Raw genomic sequence first — 26454 nt, 5'->3', positions numbered from 1 at the left:
AATGGTGCGTGCCGAAGCGGAGTCTGCCGCCGGGGGACGTGAGCGAGGCGTCGAGGTCGAGGCAGAACCGCAGCGGGTGACCGCCCGGGTGAGCGAGGCGACGGCCACCGGGCCGGCCCCGGGCCGCGGCGGGGTGCCGGGCGTACGGCCGCCCCCCGGGGCCCGCCCGGTGGGTGGTGGCGGGGTGTCGGGCGTCTGGCCTGTTCTCGGGGCGTGCCGGGTGGGTGGTGGCGGGGTGTCGGGCGTCTGGCCTGTTCTCGGGGCGTGCCCGGCGGGCGGCGGCGGGGTACCGGGCGTCCGGCCGGCCCGCGGGGCGCGCCCGGCGCCCGGCGGCGGAGTGCGGATCATGCCGGCTCTCCGGGCGTGAGCCGGGTGAGCAGCCCGGTCAGCACGTCCGGTGCGACGGTCACGCTGTCGATGCGCGGCAGGTTCTCCGCCAGCCGGTCGGCGGTCAGCGCGCGCAGGGTCGTCGCCCCGTCGATCCCGGCCTCGGTGTGCACCCGCAGCCAGGCCGCCTGGGCCTCGGCCCGTGCCGCCCCGACCTCTCGCGCCGCGTCGGCCTCCACCCGCGCCAGCCGGACGGCCTTCGCCGCCTCGGCCTCGGCGAGCGCCACCGTACGCGCGGCCTCGGCCTGGCCCAGCCGCTCGGTACGCCGTGCTTCGGCCTCGGCCAGTTCGACCGCCCGGGCGGCCTCCGCCCGGGCCAGCCGTTCCGTCCGCTGTGCCTCGGCGTCGGCCAGCCGGACCTTCCGGGACGCCTCCGCCTGCGCGTGTACCGCGTCCGCCGCGGCCTGCTCCTCGGCCTCGCGCCGGGCGTTGGTGCCCCGCTGTTCGACCAACTGCTCTTCGCGGCGGGCGAGTTCGATGCGGCTGGCCAGCTCGTTCTCGGCGATGGTCCGCTCCCGCTCGACGGCCACGGCCCGGCGCTCGTAGGTCGCCCGGTCGGCCTCCTGCTGGATCTGCTCCCGGGCCGGTGTGCGCAGGGCGCGCTCCACCTCCGGCTCCGGTCTGAGCGCCATCACGCGGACGGCGACCACCTCGATGCCGGTGGCGGGCAGCCGCGGCTCGGCACCGAGTCCGGCCGCGACCCGCTCGCGCACCGCCGTGACGCCGTCGGCCAGCGCGGCCGCGAGCGGCGTACGCGCCAGGACGTCCAGCGCGTGCTGCTGCGCGGTCTCGGTCAGGAGGGTGCCCAGCTGCTCCAGCGGTGTGCCGCGCCAGGCGCCGGTGTCCGGGTCGACGGAGAAGTCCAGGCGGGCGGCGGCCACGGCCGGATCGGCGACGCGGTAGGTGACGGTCGCCTGCACGGACACGTCCTGGAAGTCGGCCGTACGGGCATGGAAGGTCATCGCCAACTCCCGGTCGTCGACCGGGACTTCGGAGATCGCCGCGGTGAGCGCACGGAACCAGAAGCTGAGCCCCGGCCCGTCGTGCAGCAGCGTCCCGCGCCGGTGGTGCCGGATGTGCGCCGTGGGCGCCCCGCGCAGATGACGCCAGCCCAGGCGCCGGGTGATGTCGGCCATGGAACCCCCTCTTTTTTCGTCATCGCGACGATAAGCGGAGACTCTGCTTCTCGTCAATAGGACGAGAAAAGCTGGGCGAACAAGAAGCGGCAGAAACCGGCGACAAGGGCGTGAACCCGGTCGGCTGCGGCCAGGATGGAGGCATGACCTACCGTGTCGACTCCGAGGCCGGGCGGCTGCGCCGCGTGATCCTGCACCGGCCCGACCTGGAGCTCAAAAGGCTCACCCCGAGCAACAAGGACGCCCTTCTCTTCGACGACGTGCTGTGGGTGCGCCGGGCGCGTGCCGAGCACGACGGGTTCGCCGACGTCCTGCGGGACCGCGGAGTCGCGGTCCACCTCTTCGGCGACCTGCTCACCGAGACCCTCCAGCTGCCCGAGGCCCGCGCGCTCGTCCTCGACCGGGTCTTCCATGAGAAGGAGTACGGCCCCCTCGCCACCGACCATCTGCGCGCCGCGTTCGCCGCCCTGCCCGCGCGGGAGCTGGCCGAGGCGCTCGTGGGCGGCATGACCAAGCGGGAGTTCCTTGCGGCGCACCCGGAGCCGACGTCCGTCCGCTTCCATGTGATGGACCTCGACGACTTCCTCCTCGGCCCCCTGCCCAACCACCTCTTCACCCGTGACACCTCCGCCTGGATCTACGACGGGGTCGCCATCAACGCCATGCGGCTGCCCGCCCGGCAGCGCGAGACCGTCCACTTCGAGGCGATCTACCGGCATCACCCGCTGTTCCGTGACGAAACGTTCCATGTCTGGTCGCAGGGCCAGGCCGACCACCCCTCCACCATCGAGGGCGGTGACGTCCTGGTGATCGGCAACGGCGCCGTCCTGGTCGGCATGAGCGAGCGCACCACCCCGCAGGCCGTGGAGATGCTGGCCCACCAGCTGTTCGCGGCCGGCTCCGCGCGCACCATCGTCGCGCTCGACATGCCCAAGCGGCGCGCCTTCATGCACCTGGACACCGTGATGACCATGGTCGACGGCGACACCTTCACCCAGTACGCGGGCCTCGGCATGCTGCGCTCGTACACCATCGAGCCGGGCGTCGGCGAGCGGGAGCTGAAGGTGACCGATCATCCCCCGGAGCACATGCACCGCGCCATCGCCGCCGCCCTCGGCCTCGGTGAGATCCGGGTATTGACCGCCACCCAGGACGTGCACGCAGCCGAACGCGAGCAGTGGGACGACGGTTGCAACGTGCTCGCCGTCGAACCCGGCGTCGTCATCGCCTACGAGCGCAACGCCACCACCAACACCCATCTGCGCAAGCAGGGTGTCGAGGTGATCGAGATCCCGGGCAGTGAGCTGGGGCGGGGCCGCGGCGGCCCCCGGTGCATGAGCTGCCCGGTGCAGCGGGACCCGGTCTGACCGGTGTGATGAAGCGGACGCCAGGAGGCTGTATAGAAATTCAGGAGGTCGTATAGAATTCCAGAGTCCTGTCCGCTCGTACCCCCGGAGCCCCCACCATGGCGACAGTCCCGACCGTCTTCACCGGCCGTCACTTCCTCAAGGAGCTCGACTTCACCGAGGAGGAGTTCCGCGGCCTGGTCGAGCTGGCGGCCGAGCTGAAGGCGGCCAAGAAGGCGGGGACCGAGACGCAGTACCTGACCGGCAAGAACATCGCGCTCGTCTTCGAGAAGACCTCGACGCGTACCCGCTGTGCGTTCGAGGTCGCCGCCGCCGACCAGGGCGCCCGCACGACCTACCTCGACCCGGCCGGCTCGCAGATCGGGCACAAGGAGTCCGTGAAGGACACCGCCCGCGTCCTCGGCCGGATGTTCGACGCCATCGAGTACCGCGGGCACGGCCAGGGGGTCGTCGAGGAGCTGGCCGCCCACGCCGGGGTCCCCGTCTACAACGGCCTCACCGACGAGTGGCACCCCACCCAGATGCTCGCCGACGTGCTCACCGTGACCGAGCACACCGACAAGCCGCTGAACGAGGTCGTCTTCGCCTACCTCGGTGACGCCCGCTACAACATGGGCAACTCCTACCTCGTCACCGGCGCCCTGCTCGGCATGGACGTCCGGATCGTCGCGCCCCGGGTGCTGTGGCCGGACGAGACGATCGTGCAGGTGGCCCGGCAGCTCGCCACCGCCTCCGGCGCCCGGGTCACGCTCACCGAGGACGTGAAGGAGGGCGTGCGCGGTGCCGACTTCCTCGCGACCGACGTCTGGGTGTCGATGGGCGAGCCCAAGGAGGTCTGGGACGAGCGCATCGCCCTGCTGGGCCCGTACGCCGTGACCATGGACGTCCTCGCCGCCACCGGCAACCCCGACGTGAAGTTCCTGCACTGCCTGCCGGCCTTCCATGACCTCGGCACCAAGGTCGGCCGCGAGATCCACGAGCGGTACGGACTGTCCGAGCTGGAGGTCACCGACGAGGTCTTCGAGTCCGAGCACTCGGTCGTCTTCGACGAGGCGGAGAACCGGATGCACACGATCAAGGCGGTCCTCGTGGCCACCCTGGCGGGTACGTCACAGGGCCTTGCCTGACCCTCCTCACCAGGCCTTGTCCTGATCGGCGGCCCGAAGCCACCCCTTTCGCGCCGCCGCCGCGACCTCACCCGGTCGCCCGCACCACCGAGAAGCGAGCACCGCCCGTATACCCGCTCCCCGTATCAAGCCGGACCTGGGTCCAGTTCGCCGTGTTCTTCGTGGTGGGCCTGGCGATCTACGCCGGCTACGGCCGCCGGCGCTCCACGCTCGCCGGGACGGCCCCCGAGATCACGCCGACGGCCGCCGCTGAGCGGGAACCACGGGCAGTGTGAACCACACCGCCTTGCCCGACGGGGTGGGGTGGTGACCGCAGGACGAGCTGAGGGTGCGGATCAGCAGCAGCCCGCGCCCGCCCTCCTGCCAGACGTCGGGCTGCTCGACCACCGGCGCGGTCAGCCGGCCCGGCGGCGCCGGGTCCGGGTCGTGCACCTCGACCTGGCAGCCGGTCGGCAGCAGTTGCACCACCAGCTCTATCGGGCCGCGCCCGGCGGTGTGCTCCACCGCGTTGGCCACCAGCTCGGCCGTGAGCAGCTCCGCGGTGTCACTGTCGGCCGTGTGCTCCACCTCGGCCAGGGCCGTACGCACCAGAGCGCGGGCCACGGGCACCGCGGCGGCGGTGTGCGGCAGCGCGATGCGCCAGGAGGCCGATTCGGTGGGGCGTTCGTGCAAGGCGAGTCCGTTCATGGAGCAGGTTGTCCTGCTTTCGACTGTAGGAATGGTACGGGCCCGGCCACTTCAGCCGATCGGCGGGCTTCGCCCGGGGCGTTCGGCCCCGGTACCGGGCGGCCTACCCAGCCGAACGGCCCGCCTCGCCCGCCCGTGCCCGCTGTTACGGCCCTGTCGCCGACCGGTGACGCACGTGACCGGGCTGGGCCGATCGGCGGACGGCGGACCTGCGTCTGTCGCGCACTCATGACGACAGTCACAAACAGGTGATAACTTCGTGGGACAGAGCAACGTACGGCACCGCCGCCCTAGGAGGCCGCACGTCATGAGTCCCTTCACCGGCTCCGCCGCCCGCACCTCCGACTGGGAGCATCTGCGGGTCCACCGCGCCGACGGGGTCGCCACCGTCACCCTCGCCCGCCCCGAGAAACTCAACGCGCTCACCTTCGGCGGCTACGCCGACCTGCGCGATCTGCTCGCCGAGCTGTCCCGGGAGCGCTCGGTGCGCGCCCTGGTGCTGGCCGGCGAGGGCCGCGGCTTCTGCTCCGGCGGAGACGTGGACGAGATCATCGGCGCCACCCTCTCGATGGACACCGCCCAGCTGCTCGACTTCAACCGGATGACCGGCCAGGTGGTGCGCGCGATCCGCGAATGCCCCTTCCCGGTGATCGCCGCGGTGCACGGGGTGGCGGCGGGCGCCGGAGCGGTGCTCGCCCTCGCGGCCGACTTCCGGGTGGCGGACCCCTCGGCCCGCTTCGCCTTCCTCTTCACCCGCGTCGGCCTGTCCGGCGGCGACATGGGCGCGGCCTATCTGCTGCCCCGGATCGTCGGCCTCGGCCACGCCACCCGGCTGCTCATGCTGGGCGAGCCGGTCCGCGCCCCCGAGGCGGAGCGCATCGGCCTGATCAGCGAGCTGACCGACGAGGGCCACGCCGACGCGGCGGCCCAGGACCTGGCCCGCCGCCTGGCCGACGGCCCAGCCCTGGCGCACGCCCAGACGAAGGCCCTGCTCACCGCCGAACTGGACATGCCGCTCGCCGCCTCGGTCGAACTGGACGCCTCGACCCAGGCGCTGCTGATGAACGGCGAGGACTACGCGGAGTTCCACGCGGCCTTCACGGAGAAGCGTCCGCCGAAGTGGCGGGGGAGGTGAGCCGTCGTGCGTGTGGCGATCATCGGCGGCGGGCCCGGAGGGTTGTACGCGGCCGCGTTGCTGAAGCGGCTCGACCCCGCCCGTGACATCACCCTCTGGGAGCGCAACGCCCCGGACGTCACCTTCGGCTTCGGAGTCGTCCTCTCCGACGAGACCCTCGGCGGCATCGAACACGCCGACCCGGTGGTCTACGAGGCCCTACGGCGGGACTTCGTGCGCTGGGACGACATCGACATCGTGCACCGGGGCACGACACACCGCTCCGGGGGACACGGTTTCGCCGCCCTCGGCAGGCACCGCCTCCTGGAGATCCTCCACGACCGCTGCCGCTCCCTCGGTGTGGACCTGCGCTTTCGCACCGAGGCGCCGCCCCCGGACGTGCTGTCGGCCGAGTACGACCTCGTCATCGCCGCCGACGGTGTGCACAGCGCCACCCGCGAGGCCTACGCCCCGGTGTTCCGCCCCCATGTGGCGACACACCACTGCCGCTATGTCTGGCTCGCCGCCGACTTCGCCTTCGACGCCTTCCGCTTCGACATCGCCGAGACCGAGCACGGCGTGATGCAGCTGCACGGCTACCCCTTCTCGGCCGCTGCCTCCACCGTCATCGTGGAGATGCGCGAGGAGGTGTGGCGGGCGGCGGGATTCGACGAGCTCGACACGGCGGAGTCCATCGGACGCTGCGCCAAGATCTTCTCCGAGGCGCTGCGCGGCCGCCCCCTGCGCTCCAACAACTCGGCCTGGACGACGTTCCGTACGGTGGTCAACGACCGCTGGTCGCACGGCAATGTCGTCCTGCTCGGTGACGCCGCCCACACCGCTCACTTCTCCATCGGCTCCGGCACCAAGCTCGCCGTCGAGGACGCGCTGGCCCTCGCCGCCTGCCTGGCGGAACAGCCCGACGTACCCAGGGCGTTGGCGGCGTACGAGGAGGAGCGCAGGCCCGTCGTCGCCTCCACCCAGCGGGCCGCCCGGGCCAGCCTGGAGTGGTTCGAGAACCTTCACCTGTACCGCGACCAGCCGCCCCGCCGCTTCGCGTTCAACCTGCTCACCCGCAGCCGCCGGGTCACCCACGACAACCTCCGGCTGCGCGACGCCCGCTTCACCGACGCCGTGGAGCGCGAGTTCGGCTGCCCGCCCGGCACGCCCCCGATGTTCACCCCGTTCCGGCTGCGCGGGCTGACCCTGCGCAACCGGGTCGTGGTGTCGCCGATGGACATGTACTCCGCCACCGACGGCGTACCCGGCGACTTCCACCTCGTCCACCTCGGCGCCCGCGCCCTCGGCGGGGCCGGGCTCGTCATGACCGAGATGGTGTGCGTGAGCGAGGAGGGCCGGATCACCCCGGGCTGTGCCGGTCTCTACACCGGCCGGCAGGCCGAGGCGTGGCGGCGGGTCACCGACTTCGTGCACACCCAGGCGCCGGGCACGGCGATCGGGGTGCAGCTCGGGCACTCCGGCCGCAAGGGCTCCACGAAGCTGATGTGGGAGGGCATCGACGAGCCGCTGCCCGAGGGCAACTGGCCGCTCGTCGCCGCCTCCCCGCTGCCGTACAAGCCGGGCAGCCAGACCCCGCGCCGGCTGTCGAGGGCCCAACTGACCGACATCCGCGAGCAGTTCGTGGCAGCCGCCTCGCGGGCCGCGCGGGCCGGGTTCGATCTGCTCGAACTGCACTGCGCCCACGGCTACCTGCTCTCCGGCTTCCTCTCCCCGCTCACCAACCACCGCACCGACGCCTACGGCGGCTCGGCGGAGAAGCGGCTGCGGTTCCCGCTGGAGGTCTTCGACGCCGTCCGCGCGGTGTGGCCGGCCGAGCGGCCGATGACGGTCCGTATCTCCGCCACCGACTGGGCCGAGGGCGGCACGAGTGCCGAGGACGCGGTCGGGATCGCCCGTGCCTTCGCCGCGCACGGCGCCGACGCGATCGACGTCTCCACCGGGCAGGTCGTCGCCGGGGAACGGCCGGAGTTCGGACGGTCGTACCAGACGCCGTTCGCCGACCGCATCCGGCACGAGGCACGCGTCCCGGTGATCGCGGTCGGCGCGATCTCCTCGTGGGACGACGTGAACTCCCTGATCCTCGCCGGCCGCACGGACCTGTGCGCGCTGGCCCGCCCGCATCTGTACGACCCGCACTGGACCCTGCACGCGGCGGCCGAGCAGGGCTACGACGGCCCGGGTGTCGTCTGGCCCGCGCCCTACCGGGCGGGCAGCCGCCGCCCCCAGACCGGCCGCACGGACGCCCCCAAGCCCCGGCTGACCCTGGACGGTTGATCAGGCGCGCACCGTCGGGTCTGCGCCCGACCCGCCTCACACCCCGGCGAACCGCGCCCCCGCGTCCCGCAGCCGCGCATGCAGCCCCCGGAAGACCTCCGCCGAACGCACGCCGGGCCAGCCCGTGGGCAGCAGGCGGGTGGGCAGGCCGGGGTCGGTGTAGGGCAGGTGGCGCCAGGAGTCGAGGGCGAGGAGGTAGTCGTGGTAGGCCTCCTCGGGCGGGGTGTCCGTGCGGCGCTCCCAGGCGCGCAGCACCGGGGCGTGCGCGTCCAGGAAGCGCTCGTGCTCCTTGGCGATCGCGGCCAGGTCCCACCAGCGGGCGACCGCCTCGGCCGTCGCCGCGAAGCCCAGGTGCTCGCCGCGGAAGAAGTCCACGTACGCGTCCAGGTGGAGCCGGCGCAGGGTGTGTTCCGTCTCCTCGTAGAGCCGGGCCGGGGCGATCCACACCCCGGGGGCGGCCGTGCCGAAGCCCAGGCCCGACAGCCGGGAGCGCAGCACATGCCGCTTCTGCCGCTCCGACTCGGGCACGGAGAAGACCGCCAGCACCCAGCCCTCGTCCTCGGGGGGCGCCGTCGCGTAGATACGGCGGTCGCCGTCGTCCAGCAACTGGCGTGCCTCGGGGGAGAGTTCGTAGCCGGCGGCGCCGCTGTCCGTGCGGGCCGGCAGCAGCAGCCCGCGCCGTTTGAGCCGGGACACGGAGGAGCGGACGGACGGCGCGTCCACGCCGACCGCGGCCAGCAGCCGGATCAGCTCGGCGACGGGCACGGGGCCGGGCATGAAGCGGCCGTACGCGCCGTAGAGCGTGACGATGAGGGACCGGGGGGCGTGCTGCTCGGACACGTTGATCATTTTAGGTCGTCGTCGTCACTGCTGGTCACCATCGATGCGCAGCCGGAACCGCTGGAGCTTGCCGGTGGCCGTGCGGGGCAGCGCGTCCAGGAAGACGAATGCGCGCGGGCATTTGTAGGGCGCCAGTTCGGCCAGCAGGAAGCGGCGCAGGGCCTCCGCGTCGCGCGGTGCCCCCGGGCGCAGCACCGTGTAGGCCACGGCGACCTGTCCGCGTGTCTCGTCCGGGCGGCCCACGACCGCCGTCTCCAGTACGTCCGGATGGCGCAGGAGCGCGTCCTCCACCTCCGGCCCGGCGATGTTGTACCCGGCGGAGATGATCATGTCGTCGGCGCGGGCCACATAGCGGAAGTAGCCGTCGGGCTCGCGGACATAGGTGTCGCCGGTGACGTTCCAGCCGCCGCGCACGTACACCCGCTGGCGCGGGTCGGCCAGATAACGGCAGCCCACCGGGCCGCGCACGGCCAGCAGACCGGGCTCGCCGTCGGGCACCGGGCGCCCCTCCGCGTCCTGCACCCGCGCCTGCCAGCCCGGCACCGGCACCCCCGTGGTCCCGGGTCTGATGTCCTCGTCGGCGGCGGAGACGAAGATGTGCAGCAGCTCGGTCGCGCCGATGCCGTTGATGAGCCTGAGGCCGGTGCGCTCGTGCCAGGCCCGCCAGGTGGCCGCGGGCAGGTTCTCGCCGGCCGACACGCAGCGCCGCAGAGATGAGATGTCGTGGCCGTCCAGCTCGTCCAGCATGGCGCGGTAGGCCGTCGGGGCGGTGAACAGCACCGAGACCCGGTGTCCGGCGAGCGCGGGCAGCAGGTGCCTGGGGCCGGCCTGCTCCAGCAGGAGGCTGCTGGCACCGGCCCGCATCGGGAAGACCACCAGCCCGCCGAGGCCGAAGGTGAAGCCGAGCGGGGGACTGCCGGCGAACACGTCGTCGGCGTGGGGGCGCAGCACATGCCGGGAGAAGGTGTCCGCTATGGCCAGCACATCCCGGTGGAAGTGCATGCACCCTTTCGGGCGACCCGTGGTCCCGGAGGTGAACGCGATCAGGGCGACGTCGTCGGCCGCGGTGTCCACCGCCGGGAAGGGCGTGCCGGGTACGGGACGGCGCAGGAGGTCGTCGGGGCCGTCACCGCCGTACGTCGTGATCCGCAGCCCGGGTATGTCGGCCTTCGCCAGGTCGTCCACCGACCGGATGTCGCACAACGCGTGCCGCACCAGGGCGATCTCGCACATGGTCGCCAGCTCGTGCGGGCGCTGCCGGTCCAGCACGGTGACCGCGACGGCGCCCGCCTTCAGCACGGCCAGCCAGCAGGCGGCGAGCCAGGGCGTGGTGGGGCCGCGCAACAGCACCCGGTTGCCGGGGACCACGCCGAGGTCGCCGGTGAGCACGTGCGCGACCCGGTCGACGTGCGCGCGCAGCTCGCCGTACGTCCAGCTGGGGCCCGCCGGGGTGTGGAAGACCGGGCGGTCCGGGTCGGTGTGGTCCAGGAGTTCGGCGGCGCAGTTCAGCCGGTCGGGGTAGCGCAGCTCCGGCAGGTCGAAGCGCAGCTCGGGCCACTCGTCCGGCGGGGGCAGATGGTCGCGCGCGAAGGTGTCGACGTGGGCCGAGACATGCATGGCGGTTCGCCCCCTTGCCGTGCCACGGGTACGTACGGGCTTTCCGGTGGGCTCGCGCATCGAGCGTATCGTCTTGGTGACGGCAGTCAAGCACACGCGATAACGTCGGGGAGACGGAGTACGGGCCGGGTGGTCCGAAGAGCGACGGGACCGGCCGTGCCGGCCGCTCCGGAAGCACGACGGGTGGGCCATGGCGGCCCGGCCCGGGAAGAAGGCGGGACGGGTCGTCGCGGCCCCTCCCGCACGGCGACGGGACGGGCCGTGACGGTCCGCCCCGGAGGGAGGACGGCGTGCCCGCATTCTCGCTCGAACCGGAACAGACCGCCTGGTGCGCCGAGCTGCGCGCGCTGGCCGGGCAGCTGCTGCGCCCCCTCGCCGACAAGGGCGAGCCGGGCCGCGTCAACCGGCCGCTCCTCACCGAACTCGGCCGACTCGGGCTGCTGGAGCGGCTGTTCACCTCCGGCGCGCTCGATCTGTGCCTGATGCGCGAGTCCCTCGCCCAGGCCTGCACCGAGGCCGAGACCGCCCTCGCCCTCCAGGGCCTCGGCGCCCATCCGGTGCACGCCCACGGCAGCCCGGCCCAGCGCGCGCGCTGGCTGCCCGGGGTCGCCGACGGCAGCGCGGTCGCCGCCTTCGCGCTGAGCGAGCCCGGGGCCGGTTCGGACGCGGCCGCGCGGTCCCTCGCGGCCGCGTCCGACGGCGCCGGCGGCTGGCGGCTGACCGGCGAGAAGTGCTGGATCTCCAACGCCCCCGAGGCCGACTTCTACACCGTCTTCGCCCGCACCACCCCGGGCGCCGGAGCCCGGGGCGTGACCGCGTTCCTGGTCCCGGCCGACCGGCCCGGACTCACCGGCAGCGCCCTGGAGATGCTCTCCCCGCACCCCGTCGGCGCCCTCGCCTTCGACGCCGTACCCGTCACCGCCGCCGACGTCCTCGGCGCGGTGGACCGCGGCTTCGCCGTCGCCATGGGCACCCTCAACCTCTTCCGGCCCAGCGTCGGCGCGTTCGCCGTCGGCATGGCCCAGGCCGCGCTCGACGCGACGGTCCGGCACACCCGCCGGCGCGAGGCCTTCCAAGGCCGGCTGATGGACCTTCAGGCGGTCGCCCACCAGGTCGCCGAGATGGCGCTGCGCACGGAGGCGGCCCGGCTGATGGTGTACGCGGCGGCCACGGCGTACGACCAGGGCGCGCCCGGCGTCCCCGGGCGGGCCGCGATGGCCAAGCTGCTCGCCACCGAGACCGCGCAGTACGTCGTCGACACCGCCGTCCAGCTGCACGGCGCCCGCGCCCTGCGCCGCGGCCACCTCCTCGAACACCTCTACCGCGAGGTGCGCGCACCCCGGGTCTACGAAGGGGCGAGCGAGGTCCAACGGGGCATCATCGCCAAGGAGTTGTACACCACCGCCGACGACCGGGAGGTCCGGTGAGCACCGAGCGCGTCAACCCGCCCGAGCTGTCCCCGCCCACGGGTTTCTCGCACGCCGTCGTCGCCGCCGGCTCCCGTGTGGTGTTCCTCGCGGGCCAGACCGCCCTCGACACCGACGGCAAGGTCACCGGCGACACGCTGCCCGAGCAGTTCGAGCAGGCGCTCGGCAACCTCCTGACCGCCCTGCGCGCGGCCGGCGGCACCCCCGCCGACCTCGCCCGGGTCACGGTCTACGCCACGGACGTCGCCGCGTACCGCGCCCACGCCGGCCGTCTGGGCCGCATCTGGCGGGACCTGGCGGGCCGCCACTATCCGGCGATGGCCGTCGTGGAGGTCGTACGGCTGTGGGACGAGCGGGCGATGGTGGAGCTGGACGGGTTCGCCGTACTGCCGTGACCGCGGCCGGCCTGTGCCGGGCCGCCGCCGCGGGGTGTACGGCGCCGGCGGGCGGGCGCGGAGCCGGGGCCGCGCCGTACGCGGATCAGACCGCCGCGGCGAGCCGGTCCGCCGGCACCCGGTGCGGCGGGACCACGCTGCCGTCCGGGTGCAGTTCGCCGGTGTCGTCGAAGACGATCGAGCCGTCGCACAGCAGGGTCCAGCCCTGTTCGGGACGGGCGGCCACCGCGTGGCGCAGGGTGGGGTCGGACGCGGGACGCGAGGACCGGCAGGAGCACATGGCGCACCTCCACAGCGACGTGTGAGGGGGCCGGCGGGATCGCCCGCCGCCCGTCATGCATAGACCATGCGCCCGTTGTGAACGCGCCGGAACCGCTCGCCGTGAAGCGTGACAACACCCGGACAACTCCCGGACGGTCCCATGACGCGCCACCGTTGGAGTGACGGTCACGCCGCTCGGTGCGGCCGCCCGGTATCCAGTGGATCCCTCTGCCCCAGGAAACCTCGACCCCCATGGAACCGGGAGGTACCCCATGCCCGTCCGTCCCGCCCTCGCCGCGGCCCTCGGCGCCGCCGCCCTGCTGTGCGCCGCCGCGGTCCCGGCCGGCGCCGACCCGGCCGAGACCGTCACCGTCGACCCCACCGGCTCGATCGCGGCCGACGGTACCGTCACGCTCTCCGGCACCTACCGCTGCCTTTCCGGCACCGGGCCGGTGCTCGTCAGCTCCTCGGTCAGCCAGAGCGACCCGCGCGTCAAGCACGGCATCGGCGGCAGCGCCGCCCGGTGCGACGGCGCCGAGCACCGCTGGCAGAACTCCGGCAAGGTCTCCCTGGAGACCCTCAAGGCCGGTGCCGCCCATGTGCAGGCCACGCTCCTGGAGATGCGGCCCGCGGGCATCGCCCTCATGCCCGTCTTCCACGCGATCGACGACCTGGACATCGCGCTCGTGAACCGGTGAGCGCCGGCGATGCGACGGGCGGCCCGCGGGGGAGCGGGCCGCCCGCGGCGTGACCGGGCCCGCCGCTCCCGCCCGGCGCGGCCGGGGAGGTGTCACATGCCGTGCATCTGCGCCTCGTCGCTGCAGGTGACGTGGAGGGTCAGATCGGCCGGACCGGCGTCGTGCCGCTCCTCGCTGCCGCCGTCCGGGCGGTGCTGCTCGTGCTGTTCATGCTGCGGCTTCGGCTTCGGCTTCTGCGGCTGCTGCGGCTGCTGCAACCACGTGGTCTTGCGCACGGTGACGATCCAGCCGCTGGCGTTGTCGTTCGGCCGGTTCTCCCACACGTCGGCGGGGGAGTCCTCGGACAGCCGGGTGCCCGTGCGGGCGCTCAGGGCGTAGCCACCGCCGTAGGCGTGCTGCTGTGGCGGGCAGAGCACCTCGTGGCGGGTGCCGTCGGCACCGCCAGGGATGAGCTGGCCGGTGATCTCGTGCGGCGGCTGCGGCGGGTCGGCGAGCGCGGTGGCCGGTGCGACGGCGCAGCCGAGCAGAGCGAGGGCTCCCGCCGCGGCGAGGGGGACACGGACACGGGTGGCGGTCATGCTGTTGGCTCCTCGGGACGTTCTCGGGAAAGGGGGACTGGCTCGCTCATTGGAGCCCGCCGGTCCGGCCCTCCTCAGACGGACACGCAGCGTTACCACCCATCGGGGTAAAACGGTCAATCTTTCGAGCAGATCGATCACGATCGCTACCGTGTGTGATTAACTGCGCATGTTCCGTCACTCTACGTGGTCGCCTCGTGCTGCTCCGTGCCAGCACGGCGTCCCGTGTTCCCCCGAGGAGCCCCATGTCCCGCAGAGGGATCCACCGCAGCCGGAGATGGACGTTCGCGGCCGGCTGCGCCGTGGTCGTCCTGTCCGTCACCGCCCCCGCCGCACTCGGCTCGACCCCGTCCGCCCGGCACGGTTTCGACCCCCATCCGGGCGGCGTACGCATCACCCGCGAGCAGATCGCGAAGGAGATCCGCCCCGAGGAGGTCAAGGCCCTCGGCCGGCCCCGTGCCGAGCAGCTGGCCCGCGACCGCATCGGCCTGCGCGCCGTCGACGCCGGTTATCCGCAGCCGATCCGCAACCGCAGCCTGAAGGAGCACACCGGCTCGCAGGCCGAGGCGAACGCGGCGTTCTCGGCCGCCCAGTCGGGCGAGTTCAAGCAGTACATCAAGAGCCCGGACTACGGCGACCACGTCGCCCTGCTGCCCACCGGCAAGGTGCTGCTGTTCTCCTTCGAGGCCGTCGAGGACAACCCGAACAAGGAGACCGCGCCCACCCAGGTCATCGGCCGTCAGAACGCGGGCCGCGCCTACGTCTGGACCCCGCCCGCACCCGACGACGACACGGGCACCGGCACCTTCAAGGCCGTACCGCCGCCGACGGTGGACATGGACGACGGCCTGAACGAACCGCGCCCCGCCCCGATCTTCTGCGCCGGACACGCCTACCTGCCCAACGGCATGGTCGGCATCTTCGGCGGCAACCTCGGCGGCAACCACGGCACCGGCGCCCACCTCGCCTTCGTCTTCGACCCCTGGACCGAGACCTGGCACCGGCAGCAGGACATGGCCGAGGGCCGCTGGTACCCCTCGGTCGTCACGGGCGCGGACGGCCGGCAGTTCATCACCTCCGGCCACGGGGACGTCGGCTGGGGCAAGCTCTCCAAGACGATCGAGCGCTTCCCGGCCAAGAACACCGCCGTGTCGTTCGACAAGTCGAGCGTCCCGGACAACCAGCAGCTCGACAAGTGGCAGATCAAGGCCGACTACGCCACCGACTACCCGCAGCTGTTCTCCCTGCGGGACGGCAGGATCTACGGCTTCGGGCGCGACTACAACCAGCAGTACGTCTTCGACCCGGCCACCGAGACCAGCCAGAAGCTGCCCGACCGCCCCGACGAGGAAGGGCGCAAGTACGGCTCCGCGGTGCCCCTGCCCAACCCCACCCCCGGCAACGGCCCCGACTCGGCGCTGATCCTCGGCGGCGACCGCAACAACCCGAAGACGTACCGGTTCTCGAACGGCAGCTGGACCCAGGACAGCTCACGCGCCTTCGGCCGCACCATGGACGACACGCTGATCTTCCCCGACGGCCGGCTGTGGACCGTCAACGGCGCCTTCGACATCCGCGACTACGGCAATGGCGAGTACAACCCCACCGCCGACGACAAGTGGCGCCAGACCGAGCTGCGCGGCACCGACGGCACCTGGAAGCTCGGCCCGCAGCAGCGGCTGCCGCGCGGCTACCACTCCAACGCGGTCATCCTGCCCGACGGCCGCATCATGATCACCGGCGACGAGCTCCAGGAGATCGCCAACAACCCGGACATCAAGTCCGGCATGAACGGCTCCATCGAGATCTTCAAGCCGCCGTATCTGAACCAGGGCGGCGAGCGGCCCGGACTGCGCACCGTGCCGGACGGGCCGATCGGGTACGACACCGACTTCCAGGTCGACACCACCAATCCCAGGCTGGCCCGCAAGGTCGTGCTGATGGCGCCCATCACCTCCACCCACTCGGTGGACACCAGCCAGCGCCGCATCGAGCTGCGGATCAACGCGCGGGCCGGCAACACGCTGGACCTGCAGAGCCCGCTGTCCGCCAAGGACGCCCCGCCCGGCTACTACCTGCTCTACGTCCTCGACGACCGAGGCGTGCCCAGCATCGGCAAGTGGGTGCAGCTGCGCCCCGGCGCCTGACCGCCCGAACCGTCCCCTGCCGCCGGACTCCCGGGCGCCCCGCCCACGGGCCGCCCGGGGACTTCCGGCCACCGAAGCACGTCCCCGTCCCCACACCACCAAGGGAGACCCCATGGCGCTGCGCGACAGCACCGAGATCCAGGGCGACATCCTCGCCGGGTTCAAGAAAGACAACATGACCCTGCTCTTCCTCCGCTTCGGCGACGCGGCCGCCGCCCGGAGCTGGCTGAAGGACCTGGTTCCGCAACTGGCGACGACCCAGCAGGTCGCCGCCTTCAACGAGAAGTTCAGCGAGGCCCGCCGCAACTCGATGGGCTCCGACCCGGCCATGAAAGCCACCTGGCTGGGCCTCAGCCTCACCTATCCCGGACTGACGGTCCTCACCGGCAAGCAGGACCTGCTGCCGGAGAACGACGGCATCGACACGGTCGGCGCCTTCGTCCAGGGTGCCGCCCGCCGTGCCAAGCCCCTGGGCGACGTCGACAACAACGCGCCCGACAAGTGGCTGTTCGGCGCCACCCAGAACCAGGTCACGCACGCCGTGCTCACCGTCGCCGCCGACGACAAGGGCGACCACGACAGGCAGCTCACGCGCCAGACGGATGCCGCCACCCGGGCCGGCATCGTGATCGTCCACGCGCAGCCCGGCGCCACCCTGCCCGAACCCCGGCGCGGCAAGGAGCACTTCGGCTTCAAGGACGGCGTCAGCGAACCGAACGTGGAGGGCATCGAGGAGAAGCCCGAGCCGGGCGCCCGGCTCCTCTCCGCCGACTTCTTCGTCCTCGGTGCCACCGGCAGTGCCCTGCCCGAGGGCGTGCCCGAGTGGATGCGCAACGGCTCCTTCCAGGTGGTACGGCGGCTCGGCCAGGACGTGCCCGGCTGGTGGGCGCAGGTCGGCACGGAGCTGAAGAAGCTGAAGGACGCCAAGGTGGTGGGGGAGAAGACGTCGACGGAATGGCTCGCCTCCCGCCTGGTCGGCCGCTGGCGGTGCGGCGCGTCGGTCCACAACCACCCCGGCGCCACCCGGGACCCGCTCCTCGACGACCCGAGCATCAAGCCGGACAACGTCATCAGCTACAAGAACGACCCCGACGGCGTGATCACCCCGCTCTTCTCCCACCTGCGCAAGACCAACCCGCGCGACGGGCTGATCGACGAGGGACCGGTGGACGAGCAGAAGTTCCTCGACCGCCGCCGCATCATCCGCCGCGGCATCCCCTACGGCGCCCCGTTCGACCCCACCTCCCCGGGCGGCGGCCCCGACGAGGAGCGCGGCCTGGTCTTCGTCTGCTATCAGGCCGACCTGGTCGAGCAGTTCGAGTTCATGCAGCGGAACTGGGTCAACACCCCCAACTTCCCGCCGGGCCGCAACCCCAAGCCCGGCCCGGACACGATGATCAGCGGGGTGCTCAGCAAGATCGGGAACGGTGACGTCGCCTTCGAGACCGAGACCGGCGGCGCACACAAGATCACCATGCTGAACTTCCGGCCCTTCGTGAACACCGAGGGCTCCCTCTACGCCTTCACCCCCTCGCTCTCCACCCTGCGCAAGCTCGGTGAGGGCCGGCTGGACGGTGCGGAGGGCGGACAGCGGCCGCAGCCGAAGGTCCAGCCCGGCCCGGTCGACGAGATCCTGCCCTGGATGGACGTCGAGGGCCGGTACTGGGTCTTCTCCGGCAACCAGGTCCGGGTCGTCGGCACCGGCGCCGAGGACGTGGACCAGCTCACCACCGGCTCGGACGACGCCACGGGGATCGTCTTCGGCGACCCTGTGGACCTGTCCACCTGGCCCGCGCTCCAGGGCGTGGAGCGGGTCGACGCGATCTGGCCGGTGCCGGACGAGCAGAGACTGAACGGCGAGAGCAGCTACTGGCTCTTCCACACCGTGAACGGCACCCAGGTCTACCGGCGGATCTGGATCGCTCTCAACAGCCGCCACAACAGCCGTACCAGCGGCGGCGACATGCCGCTCACCAACTGGCGGACGGCCTTCGGCGGAACCACCCGTGTCACCCATGTCGACGCGGTTCTCCCGGTGCCCGACATGCAGCACGTCAACGGCAAGTCGCAGTACTGGCTCTTCCACACCACCTCCGCGGGCCAGCGCTACCGGCTCGTCTCCGTCGCCGAGGAGCCGTACCACACGGACAGCCTCGACCGGGACGACCGTGAACCGTCCAAGTGGCAGTCCCTGAGCGGCATCGCCAAGGTGGACGCCTTCGGGTTCGTCCTCGGCAAGTACCGGGCCGGCGGCAAGACCTGGTGCTGGGTCCAGCACGACGGCGGCCAGTACCGCACGATCTCGATCGCCGACGGCTTCGGCCACCAGGACGAGCAGGTCCGCGGCTCGCGCCCGAACACCCCCTGGTTCCGTCGCGGCTGAGCCTTCCCCGCAGGTCAGTGGCCGCCCGGCCGGCGCAGGGCGGCCACGAACTTGTACCGGGACCCCCGGTACACCGAGCGCACCCACTCCACCGGGGTGCCCTCCGCGTCCCGCGAGTGGCGGGACAGCAGCAGCATCGGCAGCCCCACGTCGGTGCCGAGCAACTGCGCCTCGCGCGGGGTGGACAGCGAGGTCTCGATGGTCTCGTCGGCCTCCGCGAGATGGACGCCGTAGACCTCGGCGAGCGCGGTGTACAGCGAGGGCCGGGTCGTGAGCTCCCCGCGCAGGCCGGGGAAGCGGCGGGCCGACAGATGGGTCGCCTCGATCGCCATCGGCTCGCCGCCGGCCAGCCGCAGCCGCTCGATGCGCAGCACCCGTTCGCCGAGCCCGATGCCGAGCAGGCCCGAGAGCTTCTCGTCCGCCGGTATCTCCCCGATGTCCAGCACCTGCGAGGCCGGGGTGAGGCCCTGGGCGCGCATGTCCTCGGTGTGCGAGGTCAGCTGGAGCGTGCGGTACAGCTTGGGCTGGGCGACGAAGGTGCCCCTGCCCTGGATCCGGTCGAGGCGGCCCTCGCCCACGAGTTCGGTGAGCGCCTGCCGGATCGTGGTCCGTGAGGTGTCGAACCGGACCGCGAGCAGCCGCTCGGCGGGCACGGCCGAACCGGGCTGCAGAGCCTCGGTCATCGCGAGCAACTGCTGCTTGATCCGGTAGTACTTCGGCACGCGCGCGCTGCTGACGTCAGGGGTCATGCCTGCCTTCCCGGCTGTGTGAGTGGTCTCCCGTTATAGCGACCCGTCACGCATTGGTCTAGTCCAACCGGGAAAGCCCGGCAAAAGGGGGCGGAGTCCCTCCGGTGACGTTCTCGTAACGGCCTCCAGCGGCTTCTGGAGCCACCCTTGACACCCCGAAAGGTCTAGGCCAAGCTCCACCGTACTGGTCTACACCATTAGTGGCCAGGTCCCGAGCCCTACGTGCAACAGCGTCGTACGCAGGTCACCGCCGAGGGCGTGGGGGGTAAGCAGCATCCCTGAGGAGGGTGGCGTGAAGCGCAAGCTCGCTGCCGCGATCTCGATCGCGGGCATGATGGTCTCCGTTGCGGCGTGTGGCGGGAACGGCAAGGACAGCTCCAAGGACGCGGGACCGGACAGCTGGAAGGGCCAGACGCTCACGGTCTGGACCATGGACGGCTCCGCGCCCCCGCAGTGGTCCAAGGACGTCCAGGCCGCCTTCGAGAAGAAGACCGGCGCCAAGCTCAAGTTCGAGATCCAGAAGTGGGACGGGATCCAGCAGAAGATCACCACCGCCCTCTCCGAGGACAACCCGCCGGACGTCCTGGAGGTCGGCAACACCCAGACCCCCGCCTACGCGGCCACCGGCGGCCTCGCCGACCTCTCCGACGTCAAGACGGCGGTCGGCGCCGACTGGACGCCGTCGGTCTCGCAGTCCTCCGTCTACGACGGCAAGCAGTACGCCGCCCCCTGGTACTTCGCCAACCGTGTCGTCATCTACAACAAGGCGATCTGGGCGAAGGCCGGCATCACGAGCACCCCGAAGACCCGGGACGAGTTCCTCAAGGACCTGGACGCCATCGGCAAGAAGACCGACGCCGAGCCGCTCTACCTGCCGGGCCAGAACTGGTACTTCCTCGACGGCCTCATCATCGGCCAGGGCGGTGACCTGGTGAAGAAGCAGGGCAGCAAGTACGTCTCCAACCTCGCCGACCCCAAGGTCGCCGCGGCCATGGAGATCTACAAGAAGTACGCCTCCTACTCCAAGGCCCCCAAGGACAAGGACGAGGCCACCCCGCAGCAGGCCACCATCTTCGCCAAGGGCAAGACGGGTGCCTTCATCGGCATGGGCTGGGAGGCCGCCACCGCCATCCAGACCGACAAGGCCATCGAGAAGCAGATCGGCTACTTCACCATCCCGGGTGCCACGGCCGACAAGCCCGAGGGCGTCTTCCTCGGCGGCTCCAACCTCGCCGTCGCCCAGAACAGCAAGCACCAGTCCCTGGCCAAGGAGTTCCTGAAGATCGCCCTGTCCGACCCGTACGAGGGCGAACTGGCCAAGCTCAACGGGGTCATCCCGAACAAGACGGCCCTGCAGAGCAACCTCAAGGGCAACGGCGCCGCCGAGGCCGCCGCGCCCGCCGCAGCCGCCGGCGGCACCACCCCGCTGATCCCCGAGTGGGCCGCGGTGGAGAACACCCCGAACCCGATCAAGTCGTACATGACCGCGGTCCTGAACGGCAAGGACCCCGCGGCGGCCGCCAAGGACGTCGAGGGCGAGATCGACAAGCGACTGGCCCAGCAGAACTGATGACCCGCGCCGGGGGCGCCAGGGCCTGTCCGGCGGATCAGGCCGGCTTGAGGCAAGGGTGCCTCATAAGCACCGGTGAGCGGGGGCTGGTGCGTGCAGCTGCAAGGCGGAGGAGGGAGTCGACGCGTGGGGGTCCCCCCGCGCGAACCCCATTCGAGCGTGGGGGAGTCGGCGACCGACGGCAACGCCGCAGATGGGCGTGCCAGACCTCGCGATTCCGGCAGGATCCGCCGGACAGGCCCTAAGTGCCCCCGGCTCAGTCGTCCGTACGGCCGGTTCGGCCATGGAAGAGATGGCAACTCATGTCAGTGCAGACCCAGGGCACGGACACGGCCGGGGAGCCCGCTGTCCGCAAGGCCCGGATACCGAGGCCGCCACGGGGTGCGGATCGTGACCCCGCCTCCCCCGCCCGCCGCGGTGCCGGCGCCCCCTACCTGCTCGTCCTGCCCGCGCTGCTGGCCACGGTGGTCCTGCTCGGCTGGCCCCTGGTCAAGAACGGCATGCTGTCGTTCCAGAACCTCAACCCGCGGCAGCTCATCCAGCACCTCACCGAGTGGAACGGCGTCGAGAACTACCGGAGCGTCCTGAGTGAGCCGGAGTTCTGGCACGTCGTCGAGCGCTCGGTCTTCTTCACCGCCGTCAACGTCGTCCTCATCGTGGGGATCGGCACCCTGATCGGCCTGCTGCTGGCCCGGCTCGGCAAGAGGATGCGGCTGCTCCTCATGATCGGCCTCGTCCTCGCCTGGGCGATGCCCTACGTCGCGGCCACCACCGTCTACCAGTGGCTGTTCGCCCAGCGCTTCGGCGTCGTCAACTGGGTCCTCGACAGGCTCGGCTGGCACTCCATGGCCGACCACAACTGGCTGGGCAGCCAGTTCTCCACCTTCTTCGTGGTCATCGTGCTCATCGTGTGGCAGTCGGTCCCCTTCGTGGCGATCAACCTGTACGCCGCCACCACCACGATCCCCAAGGAGCTGTACGAGGCCGCCGCCCTGGACGGCGCCGGAGCCTGGCAGAGCTTCACCTCGGTCACCCTGCCCTTCCTGCGGCCGTTCCTGTACTCCACGACCTTCCTGGAGGTCATCTGGGTCTTCAAGTCGTTCACGCAGCTCTTCGCGATGAACGAGGGCGGACCCGACCGCCTCACCGAGACCCTGCCGATCTACGCCTATGTCGAGGGCGTCGGCAACCAGCACTTCGGGGTCGGCGCGGCGATCTCCTTCCTGACCATCGTGGCCCTGCTCGTCATCACCTCGTACTACCTGCGCATGGTGCTCAAGCAAGAGGAGGACGAGCTGTGAAGCGCTCGCTCTTCGGCCGTCTGTGGCCCAATGCGACCGCCGTCGTCCTGTTCGCCGGCTTCGTGTTCCCCGTCTACTGGATGTTCGCGACGGCCTTCAAGCCGACGGGCGACATCATCTCCGAGAACCCGGTGTGGTTCCCGACGAACATCACCCTCAGCCACTTCAAGAAGGCGGTCGACGCCGACCACTTCTGGACGCTGGTCGTCAACTCCGTGACGGTCACGGTCCTTTCGGTCGTCTTCTCCCTCGTCATCGCCCTGTTCGCGGCCTTCGCCCTGGCCCGGCTGCGGTTCAAGGGCCGGCGCGGTCTCATCGTGACGTTCATGCTGGCGCAGATGGCCCCCTGGGAGGTCATGATCATCGCCATCTACATGATCGTCCGCGACAACGACATGCTGAACAGCCTCGTCCCGCTCACCGTCTTCTACACGATGATGGTGCTCCCGCTGACCGTCCTGACGCTGCGCGGCTACGTCGCCGCCGTGCCCAAGGAGCTCGAAGAGTCCGCGATGGTCGACGGCTGCACCCGGGTCCAGGCCTTCCGCCGGGTGATCTTCCCGCTGCTCGCGCCCGGTCTGATGGCGACCTCGCTGTTCGGGTTCATCACCGCCTGGAACGAGTTCCCGCTCGTCCTGATCCTGAACAAGGACGTCGAGAAGCAGACCCTGCCGCTGTGGCTGTCGCAGTTCCAGACCGCGTTCGGCGACGACTGGGGCGCCACCATGGCCGCCTCGTCCCTGTTCGCGCTGCCCATCCTGATCCTCTTCATCTTCCTGCAACGCAAGGCTGTCAGCGGTCTCACCGACGGCGCCGTGAAGGGATGACCCCGCCGATGACCACACTCGCCACCGGCCCTGACACCCTGACGCGGGACGCCCTCGCGGTGCTGCAACCGGGGTTCGACGGCACCACCGCGCCGGACTGGGTGCGCCGCCGCCTCGGTGAGGGCCTCGCCTCCGTCGCCCTGTTCGGCCGCAACGTCGTCACCGAGAGCCAAGTCACCGCGCTCACCGCCCAGTTGCGCGCCGAACGGGACGATCTGCTGGTCGCCATCGACGAGGAGAGCGGCGACGTCACCCGCCTGGACGTGCGCACCGGCTCCGCCTTCCCCGGCAACCACGCCCTCGGCGCCGTCGACGACCCCGGCCTCACCCGGGCCGTCGCCCGCGAGCTGGGCCGGCGCCTGGCCGCCTGCGGCGTCACCTTCGACTGGGCGCCCTCCGCCGACGTCAACGCCAACCCCGACAACCCCGTGATCGGGGTGCGCTCCTTCGGCGCGAGCACCGACCTGGTCGCCCGGCACACCGCCGCCTGGGTCGAGGGCCTGCAGTCCACCGGCGTCGCCGCCTGCACCAAGCACTTCCCCGGCCACGGCGACACCAACGTCGACTCCCATCACGCCGTACCCCGCATCGACGTCGACGCCGACACCCTGTACGAGCGCGAACTGCCCCCGTTCCGCGCGGCGATCGCCGCCGGCACCCGGGCGATCATGAGCGCGCACATCCTCGTCCCGGCCCTCGACCCCGACCGGCCGGGCACCCTCTCCTCCCGCATCCTCACCGAACTGCTGCGCGGCGAACTCGGCTACCAAGGCCTGATCGTCACCGACGGCATGGAGATGCGTGCGATCTCCGGCACCTACGGCCTGGAACACGGCGTGGTCCTCGCCATCGCGGCCGGCGCCGACGCCATCTGCGTCGGCGGCGGACTGTGCGACGAGGGTACGGTCCTGGGGCTCCGGGACGCACTGGTGGCCGCCGTACGCTCCGGCGAACTGCCCGAGGAACGCCTCGCCGACGCGGCCGCCCGGGTGCGCGACCTCGCCCGGTGGACGGCCGAGGCCCGCGGCGCCGGCACGGACACCGCGCCCCACCCCGAGATCGGCCTGATCGCGGCCCGCCGCGCCCTGCGCGTGACCCGCACCGGCGCCGCATCGCCTCTCAACTCACCTTTGTACGTTGCCCAGTTCGAGCCCGTCCGCAACATCGCCGTCGGCGACCAGACCCCGTGGGGCGTGGCCGCCGAGCTGGAGCGACTGCTGCCCGGCACCACCGCCGGCTCCTTCACCGGCGACGGCGCCGCCTCGCAGGTGCTCGCCGCCGCCGACGGCCGCCGGATCGTCGCCGTGGTCCGCGACGAACATCGGCACCCCTGGATGGGCGCCGCCCTCGACACCCTGCTCGCCGCCCGCCCCGACACCGTCGTCGTCGAGATGGGCCTGCCGCAGGCCGCCCCGCGCGGCGCCCTGCACATCGCCACCTACGGTGCCGCCCGCGTCTGCGGTGTGGCGGCGGCCGAGGCCGTCGTCGCCGGCTGACCGAAGCGGCCCCCGCCGGCCGCCCGCGACGAAACGCGGGCGGCCCGCCCGATCTTGCTCTTTCGCCTTGCTCTTTTCCCGGATCGCAACCGCACTCGCTCGCCCTTGTTTTCCAGAGGAGTCGCATGCAGACGCCCCACCGTTCCTAGAGGCTGAGCGGGAGTGGGTCCTGTTGCCAGGACTCGTGCTCAGCCGGGCGCCCCGAACGGTGTTGGGCGTCCTGGTCCACCGCGTTCGCTCCGCGTCCGGCGCGCACGGATCGTGTCCGTGGTCCGGGGGTGCGGGGGCGGTTTTCCTCACGCCCGGGGAAACCCGGTGCGGCCTGGACGGTCCGATGCCCGCGCCCATCGCTCTGGTGGGTGCGGGGCGGTGCCGTCCGTCGCCGGATCGGGTGTCCCAGGGCGCGCCTGCCGATCGCCACGGCGGTCGCGTCGTGGCGAGTGGTCTTGCGGTTCTTGATGGTGAGGGTTTCTGCCAGTGCTGGGCGCCCCATGTGCTGGTGTAGGCGGGGTCGACCGCGATGACCGAGATGCCGAGTTCGGCCGCCATGCTGACCAGTCGGGCCCGGAGCCTGGACACCGGCATGCCGGAGATGAGCTTGCGGAAGACATTACGGCGGCCCTGTTTCTCACGGGTCTTCTCGGTGCTGAAGTCGAGGTCCTCGACCGCAATCGCGAGGCCGTGGCGCTTGGCCCAGTGCAGCAGGCGGATGAGCGCGTGGCGGACCTGGGCGTCGCGATGGGCTGCTGTGCCAGACAGTTCGAAGTAGAACCGGTGGGGTTCGCCGACGGGGTTGCCGTGCGGGTCGAGGCGCCAGGCGGCGAGGTGGTCGGCGTTGGTGTCCACGCCGACCAGCCCGTTCGCGCGGGCCGCCGCGAGGGGCACGGTCTTGACCGGCGGGTTCGTCCACGATGCGGTCAGGTACCAGCGGCCGCGGGCTGTGTCTTCATGGATGCGGTAGGCGACCGCCCGGTTCGCGGTGACGCGGTCGGCCCACTGCTCACCCCGGTGCGCGAACGCCACCCTCGCGGCCAGCACGTACCGGCCGTGCGAGGCGTTGGCCAGGTGCGCCAAAGGGGCGGGGAGCTTGATGCTCACCTAGCCGTCAGGGGTGACGCGGATGGTCTCGTTCCCGTGACGTTTCCCGGACTCGCCGTCCGCCGCGAGGAACCGGCGCTCGGCCTGCCACCGCGCACGCCACCGCTCCTCGCTGAGATCGGCGGCCTCCAGGTGGTGGCGGGTGTTCAGCAGCCGTTTCCCGCCGCGCACCACGCGCACGACACCGGCCTGCCACTCCGCCCGCGCGGCAGCCAGCCGGTCGGCCAGCACGTGCAGGCGGCGCGCCTTCGCATGCCACTCCCGCCTGCTGCGGTAACCGCCCGGCGCCCGCTTGCCGCCCTTCTCACCGAGCGGCAGGGACAGCCGGTGCCCGATCGTCGCGATCCCGGCTTCCAGGCTGTGAATGTGTGCGAGTTGACCGCGCCGGGCCAGCGCCCACTGATCGTGAGAGACCTTCGTGATCGACCCGGCCCACCGGGAGGAGCGCTCCTGCGTCAGCACGCGCTTGCGCTCGGCCCACTGTCTGCTGTCATGGTCCAGCCCCGCCGCGCACCCGCGCTTTGAGGTCACGGCAGGCGAGACTGCCGAGCAGATCACCGACCAGTCGCAGCACCTCCTCGTCCCCGGCACTCAGGTGCTTGATCCGGGCGCGGACCGCCACACCGGACGGCCTCAGGGCGACGAACGGCGCCGCCAACTCCCGCAACCCGCCCACGCCCTCCTCACCCCCCGTCCTCATGTCAGCCGAACATCCCGTCACCACACCCAACGACCACCACCGGAAAAGGTCACACATTCGATGAACGAACACACATTTTTACCTTCAAGGCTCGCCAGTCCCGTGGCCGAGACACTCACTCGTGCACGCCAGAACACACTCATCCGCAGCCCGTAGACAACAGTCCCGTCTCCGGTCTGACCCGCCGCGGACAGCCGGACGGCGGGGACGCGTACTGGCTCTACCTGAGCTGCGACCAGTTCAACGGCCCTTAT

20 protein-coding genes and 1 pseudogene are annotated in these 26454 nt (G+C 71.7%); 13 read left to right on the top strand and 8 right to left on the bottom strand.

Going from position 1 to position 26454, the window contains the following annotated elements; translation table 11 throughout:
* Window positions 1-344: 344 nt before the first annotated feature.
* Window positions 345-1523 carry an SPFH domain-containing protein gene (locus tag O1G22_RS10500; RefSeq protein WP_270081111.1) on the bottom strand — a complete coding sequence of 393 codons (1179 nt, stop codon included), beginning with the start codon at window positions 1521-1523 and terminating at the stop codon, window positions 345-347.
* A 143-nt stretch (window positions 1524-1666) separates the two neighbouring features.
* On the opposite strand from O1G22_RS10500, the gene O1G22_RS10495 reads away from it, so the two are divergent.
* Both O1G22_RS10495 and argF read left to right on the top strand, forming a co-directional pair.
* Window positions 1667-2890, top strand: coding sequence for an arginine deiminase (locus tag O1G22_RS10495; RefSeq protein WP_270081110.1), 1224 nt, complete (start codon window positions 1667-1669; stop codon window positions 2888-2890).
* A 98-nt stretch (window positions 2891-2988) separates the two neighbouring features.
* Window positions 2989-4017: an ornithine carbamoyltransferase gene (argF, locus tag O1G22_RS10490; protein WP_270081109.1), complete on the top strand. Its 1029-nt coding sequence runs from the start codon at window positions 2989-2991 to the stop codon at window positions 4015-4017.
* Window positions 4018-4248: 231 nt separating this feature from the next.
* On the opposite strand, the gene O1G22_RS10485 is transcribed toward argF, so the two are convergent.
* The gene (locus O1G22_RS10485) at window positions 4249-4704 is read right to left on the bottom strand and encodes an ATP-binding protein (RefSeq protein WP_270081108.1); all 456 of its coding nucleotides are present in this window, start codon (window positions 4702-4704) and stop codon (window positions 4249-4251) included.
* 307 nt (window positions 4705-5011) lie between these two features.
* On the opposite strand from O1G22_RS10485, the gene O1G22_RS10480 reads away from it, so the two are divergent.
* Entirely contained in the window at window positions 5012-5839 is an 828-nt protein-coding gene (locus O1G22_RS10480) for an enoyl-CoA hydratase family protein (RefSeq protein WP_270081107.1), read from the top strand.
* Between the two features lie 6 nt (window positions 5840-5845).
* On the top strand, window positions 5846-8113 hold the full coding sequence (locus O1G22_RS10475; RefSeq protein WP_270081106.1) for a bifunctional salicylyl-CoA 5-hydroxylase/oxidoreductase: 2268 nt from the start codon (window positions 5846-5848) through the stop codon (window positions 8111-8113).
* Window positions 8114-8149: 36 nt separating this feature from the next.
* Here the strand turns inward: O1G22_RS10475 and O1G22_RS10470 are convergent, their stop codons facing one another.
* Window positions 8150-8962: a PaaX family transcriptional regulator gene (locus O1G22_RS10470; RefSeq protein ID WP_270081105.1), complete on the bottom strand. Its 813-nt coding sequence runs from the start codon at window positions 8960-8962 to the stop codon at window positions 8150-8152.
* Between the two features lie 15 nt (window positions 8963-8977).
* A complete protein-coding gene (locus O1G22_RS10465; protein ID WP_270081104.1) occupies window positions 8978-10570 on the bottom strand; it encodes an AMP-binding protein in 1593 nt (530 codons plus the stop codon).
* A gap of 290 nt (window positions 10571-10860) precedes the next feature.
* Between O1G22_RS10465 and O1G22_RS10460 the strand changes: the two genes are divergently transcribed.
* Complete coding sequence (locus tag O1G22_RS10460; protein ID WP_270081103.1) at window positions 10861-11997, top strand: acyl-CoA dehydrogenase family protein; 1137 nt, start codon at window positions 10861-10863, stop codon at window positions 11995-11997.
* Window positions 11994-12392, top strand: coding sequence for a RidA family protein (locus O1G22_RS10455; protein ID WP_225095522.1), 399 nt, complete (start codon window positions 11994-11996; stop codon window positions 12390-12392). The genes O1G22_RS10460 and O1G22_RS10455 overlap by 4 nt, the downstream gene beginning before the upstream one ends.
* Window positions 12393-12477: 85 nt before the next feature.
* On the opposite strand, the gene O1G22_RS10450 is transcribed toward O1G22_RS10455, so the two are convergent.
* Window positions 12478-12672 (bottom strand): DUF5999 family protein, encoded by a 195-nt coding sequence (locus tag O1G22_RS10450; RefSeq protein ID WP_270081102.1) that lies wholly within the window; start codon window positions 12670-12672, stop codon window positions 12478-12480.
* 253 nt (window positions 12673-12925) lie between these two features.
* Here O1G22_RS10450 and O1G22_RS10445 point away from each other — a divergent pair, with 253 nt between their 5' ends.
* A complete protein-coding gene (locus O1G22_RS10445) occupies window positions 12926-13351 on the top strand; it encodes a DUF6299 family protein (RefSeq protein WP_270081101.1) in 426 nt (141 codons plus the stop codon).
* Window positions 13352-13443: 92 nt separating this feature from the next.
* Here O1G22_RS10445 and O1G22_RS10440 read toward each other — a convergent pair whose 3' ends face one another.
* Window positions 13444-13929: a hypothetical protein gene (locus tag O1G22_RS10440; protein ID WP_270081100.1), complete on the bottom strand. Its 486-nt coding sequence runs from the start codon at window positions 13927-13929 to the stop codon at window positions 13444-13446.
* Between the two features lie 245 nt (window positions 13930-14174).
* Between O1G22_RS10440 and O1G22_RS10435 the strand changes: the two genes are divergently transcribed.
* Together O1G22_RS10435 and O1G22_RS10430 are read left to right on the top strand one after the other, a co-directional pair.
* On the top strand, window positions 14175-16076 hold the full coding sequence (locus O1G22_RS10435) for a galactose oxidase early set domain-containing protein (RefSeq protein ID WP_270081099.1): 1902 nt from the start codon (window positions 14175-14177) through the stop codon (window positions 16074-16076).
* A gap of 112 nt (window positions 16077-16188) precedes the next feature.
* Window positions 16189-18459, top strand: a complete 2271-nt coding sequence (locus tag O1G22_RS10430) for a Dyp-type peroxidase (RefSeq protein ID WP_270081098.1) — start codon at window positions 16189-16191, stop codon at window positions 18457-18459.
* Window positions 18460-18473: 14 nt separating this feature from the next.
* On the opposite strand, the gene O1G22_RS10425 is transcribed toward O1G22_RS10430, so the two are convergent.
* Window positions 18474-19208, bottom strand: a complete 735-nt coding sequence (locus O1G22_RS10425) for a GntR family transcriptional regulator (protein ID WP_270081097.1) — start codon at window positions 19206-19208, stop codon at window positions 18474-18476.
* A 292-nt stretch (window positions 19209-19500) separates the two neighbouring features.
* Between O1G22_RS10425 and O1G22_RS10420 the strand changes: the two genes are divergently transcribed.
* The 4 genes from O1G22_RS10420 to O1G22_RS10405 all read left to right on the top strand — a co-directional run bounded on the left by O1G22_RS10420 (window position 19501) and on the right by O1G22_RS10405 (window position 24402).
* Complete coding sequence (locus tag O1G22_RS10420) at window positions 19501-20778, top strand: extracellular solute-binding protein (RefSeq protein WP_270081096.1); 1278 nt, start codon at window positions 19501-19503, stop codon at window positions 20776-20778.
* Window positions 20779-21080: 302 nt separating this feature from the next.
* Window positions 21081-22079 carry a carbohydrate ABC transporter permease gene (locus O1G22_RS10415; RefSeq protein WP_270081095.1) on the top strand — a complete coding sequence of 333 codons (999 nt, stop codon included), beginning with the start codon at window positions 21081-21083 and terminating at the stop codon, window positions 22077-22079.
* Window positions 22076-22906, top strand: a complete 831-nt coding sequence (locus O1G22_RS10410; RefSeq protein WP_225095531.1) for a carbohydrate ABC transporter permease — start codon at window positions 22076-22078, stop codon at window positions 22904-22906. Before O1G22_RS10415 ends, O1G22_RS10410 begins: the two co-directional genes overlap by 4 nt.
* Before the next feature lie 8 nt (window positions 22907-22914).
* On the top strand, window positions 22915-24402 hold the full coding sequence (locus O1G22_RS10405; protein ID WP_270081094.1) for a glycoside hydrolase family 3 protein: 1488 nt from the start codon (window positions 22915-22917) through the stop codon (window positions 24400-24402).
* A gap of 145 nt (window positions 24403-24547) precedes the next feature.
* Here O1G22_RS10405 and O1G22_RS10400 read toward each other — a convergent pair.
* Window positions 24548-26176: pseudogene (locus O1G22_RS10400) on the bottom strand (IS200/IS605 family accessory protein TnpB-related protein).
* Window positions 26177-26454 lie beyond the last annotated feature (278 nt).

Source organism: Streptomyces camelliae (assembly GCF_027625935.1).
GTDB lineage: Bacteria > Actinomycetota > Actinomycetes > Streptomycetales > Streptomycetaceae > Streptomyces > Streptomyces camelliae.
Note: the sequence above shows the minus strand (reverse complement) of the source record. Positions and strands in the feature narration are given on the sequence as shown.

Coding starts and splice junctions, on each gene's coding strand:
- O1G22_RS10440 (WP_270081100.1), bottom strand. CDS start 13,929: ATGACCGCCACCCGTGTCCGTGTCCCCCTCGCCGCGGCGGGAGCCCTC.
- O1G22_RS10480 (WP_270081107.1), top strand. CDS start 5,012: ATGAGTCCCTTCACCGGCTCCGCCGCCCGCACCTCCGACTGGGAGCAT.
- O1G22_RS10465 (WP_270081104.1), bottom strand. CDS start 10,570: ATGCATGTCTCGGCCCACGTCGACACCTTCGCGCGCGACCATCTGCCC.
- O1G22_RS10445 (WP_270081101.1), top strand. CDS start 12,926: ATGCCCGTCCGTCCCGCCCTCGCCGCGGCCCTCGGCGCCGCCGCCCTG.
- O1G22_RS10415 (WP_270081095.1), top strand. CDS start 21,081: ATGTCAGTGCAGACCCAGGGCACGGACACGGCCGGGGAGCCCGCTGTC.
- O1G22_RS10405 (WP_270081094.1), top strand. CDS start 22,915: ATGACCACACTCGCCACCGGCCCTGACACCCTGACGCGGGACGCCCTC.
- O1G22_RS10485 (WP_270081108.1), bottom strand. CDS start 4,704: ATGAACGGACTCGCCTTGCACGAACGCCCCACCGAATCGGCCTCCTGG.
- O1G22_RS10425 (WP_270081097.1), bottom strand. CDS start 19,208: ATGACCCCTGACGTCAGCAGCGCGCGCGTGCCGAAGTACTACCGGATC.
- O1G22_RS10495 (WP_270081110.1), top strand. CDS start 1,667: ATGACCTACCGTGTCGACTCCGAGGCCGGGCGGCTGCGCCGCGTGATC.
- O1G22_RS10500 (WP_270081111.1), bottom strand. CDS start 1,523: ATGGCCGACATCACCCGGCGCCTGGGCTGGCGTCATCTGCGCGGGGCG.
- argF (WP_270081109.1), top strand. CDS start 2,989: ATGGCGACAGTCCCGACCGTCTTCACCGGCCGTCACTTCCTCAAGGAG.
- O1G22_RS10450 (WP_270081102.1), bottom strand. CDS start 12,672: ATGTGCTCCTGCCGGTCCTCGCGTCCCGCGTCCGACCCCACCCTGCGC.
- O1G22_RS10435 (WP_270081099.1), top strand. CDS start 14,175: ATGTCCCGCAGAGGGATCCACCGCAGCCGGAGATGGACGTTCGCGGCC.
- O1G22_RS10430 (WP_270081098.1), top strand. CDS start 16,189: ATGGCGCTGCGCGACAGCACCGAGATCCAGGGCGACATCCTCGCCGGG.
- O1G22_RS10470 (WP_270081105.1), bottom strand. CDS start 8,962: ATGATCAACGTGTCCGAGCAGCACGCCCCCCGGTCCCTCATCGTCACG.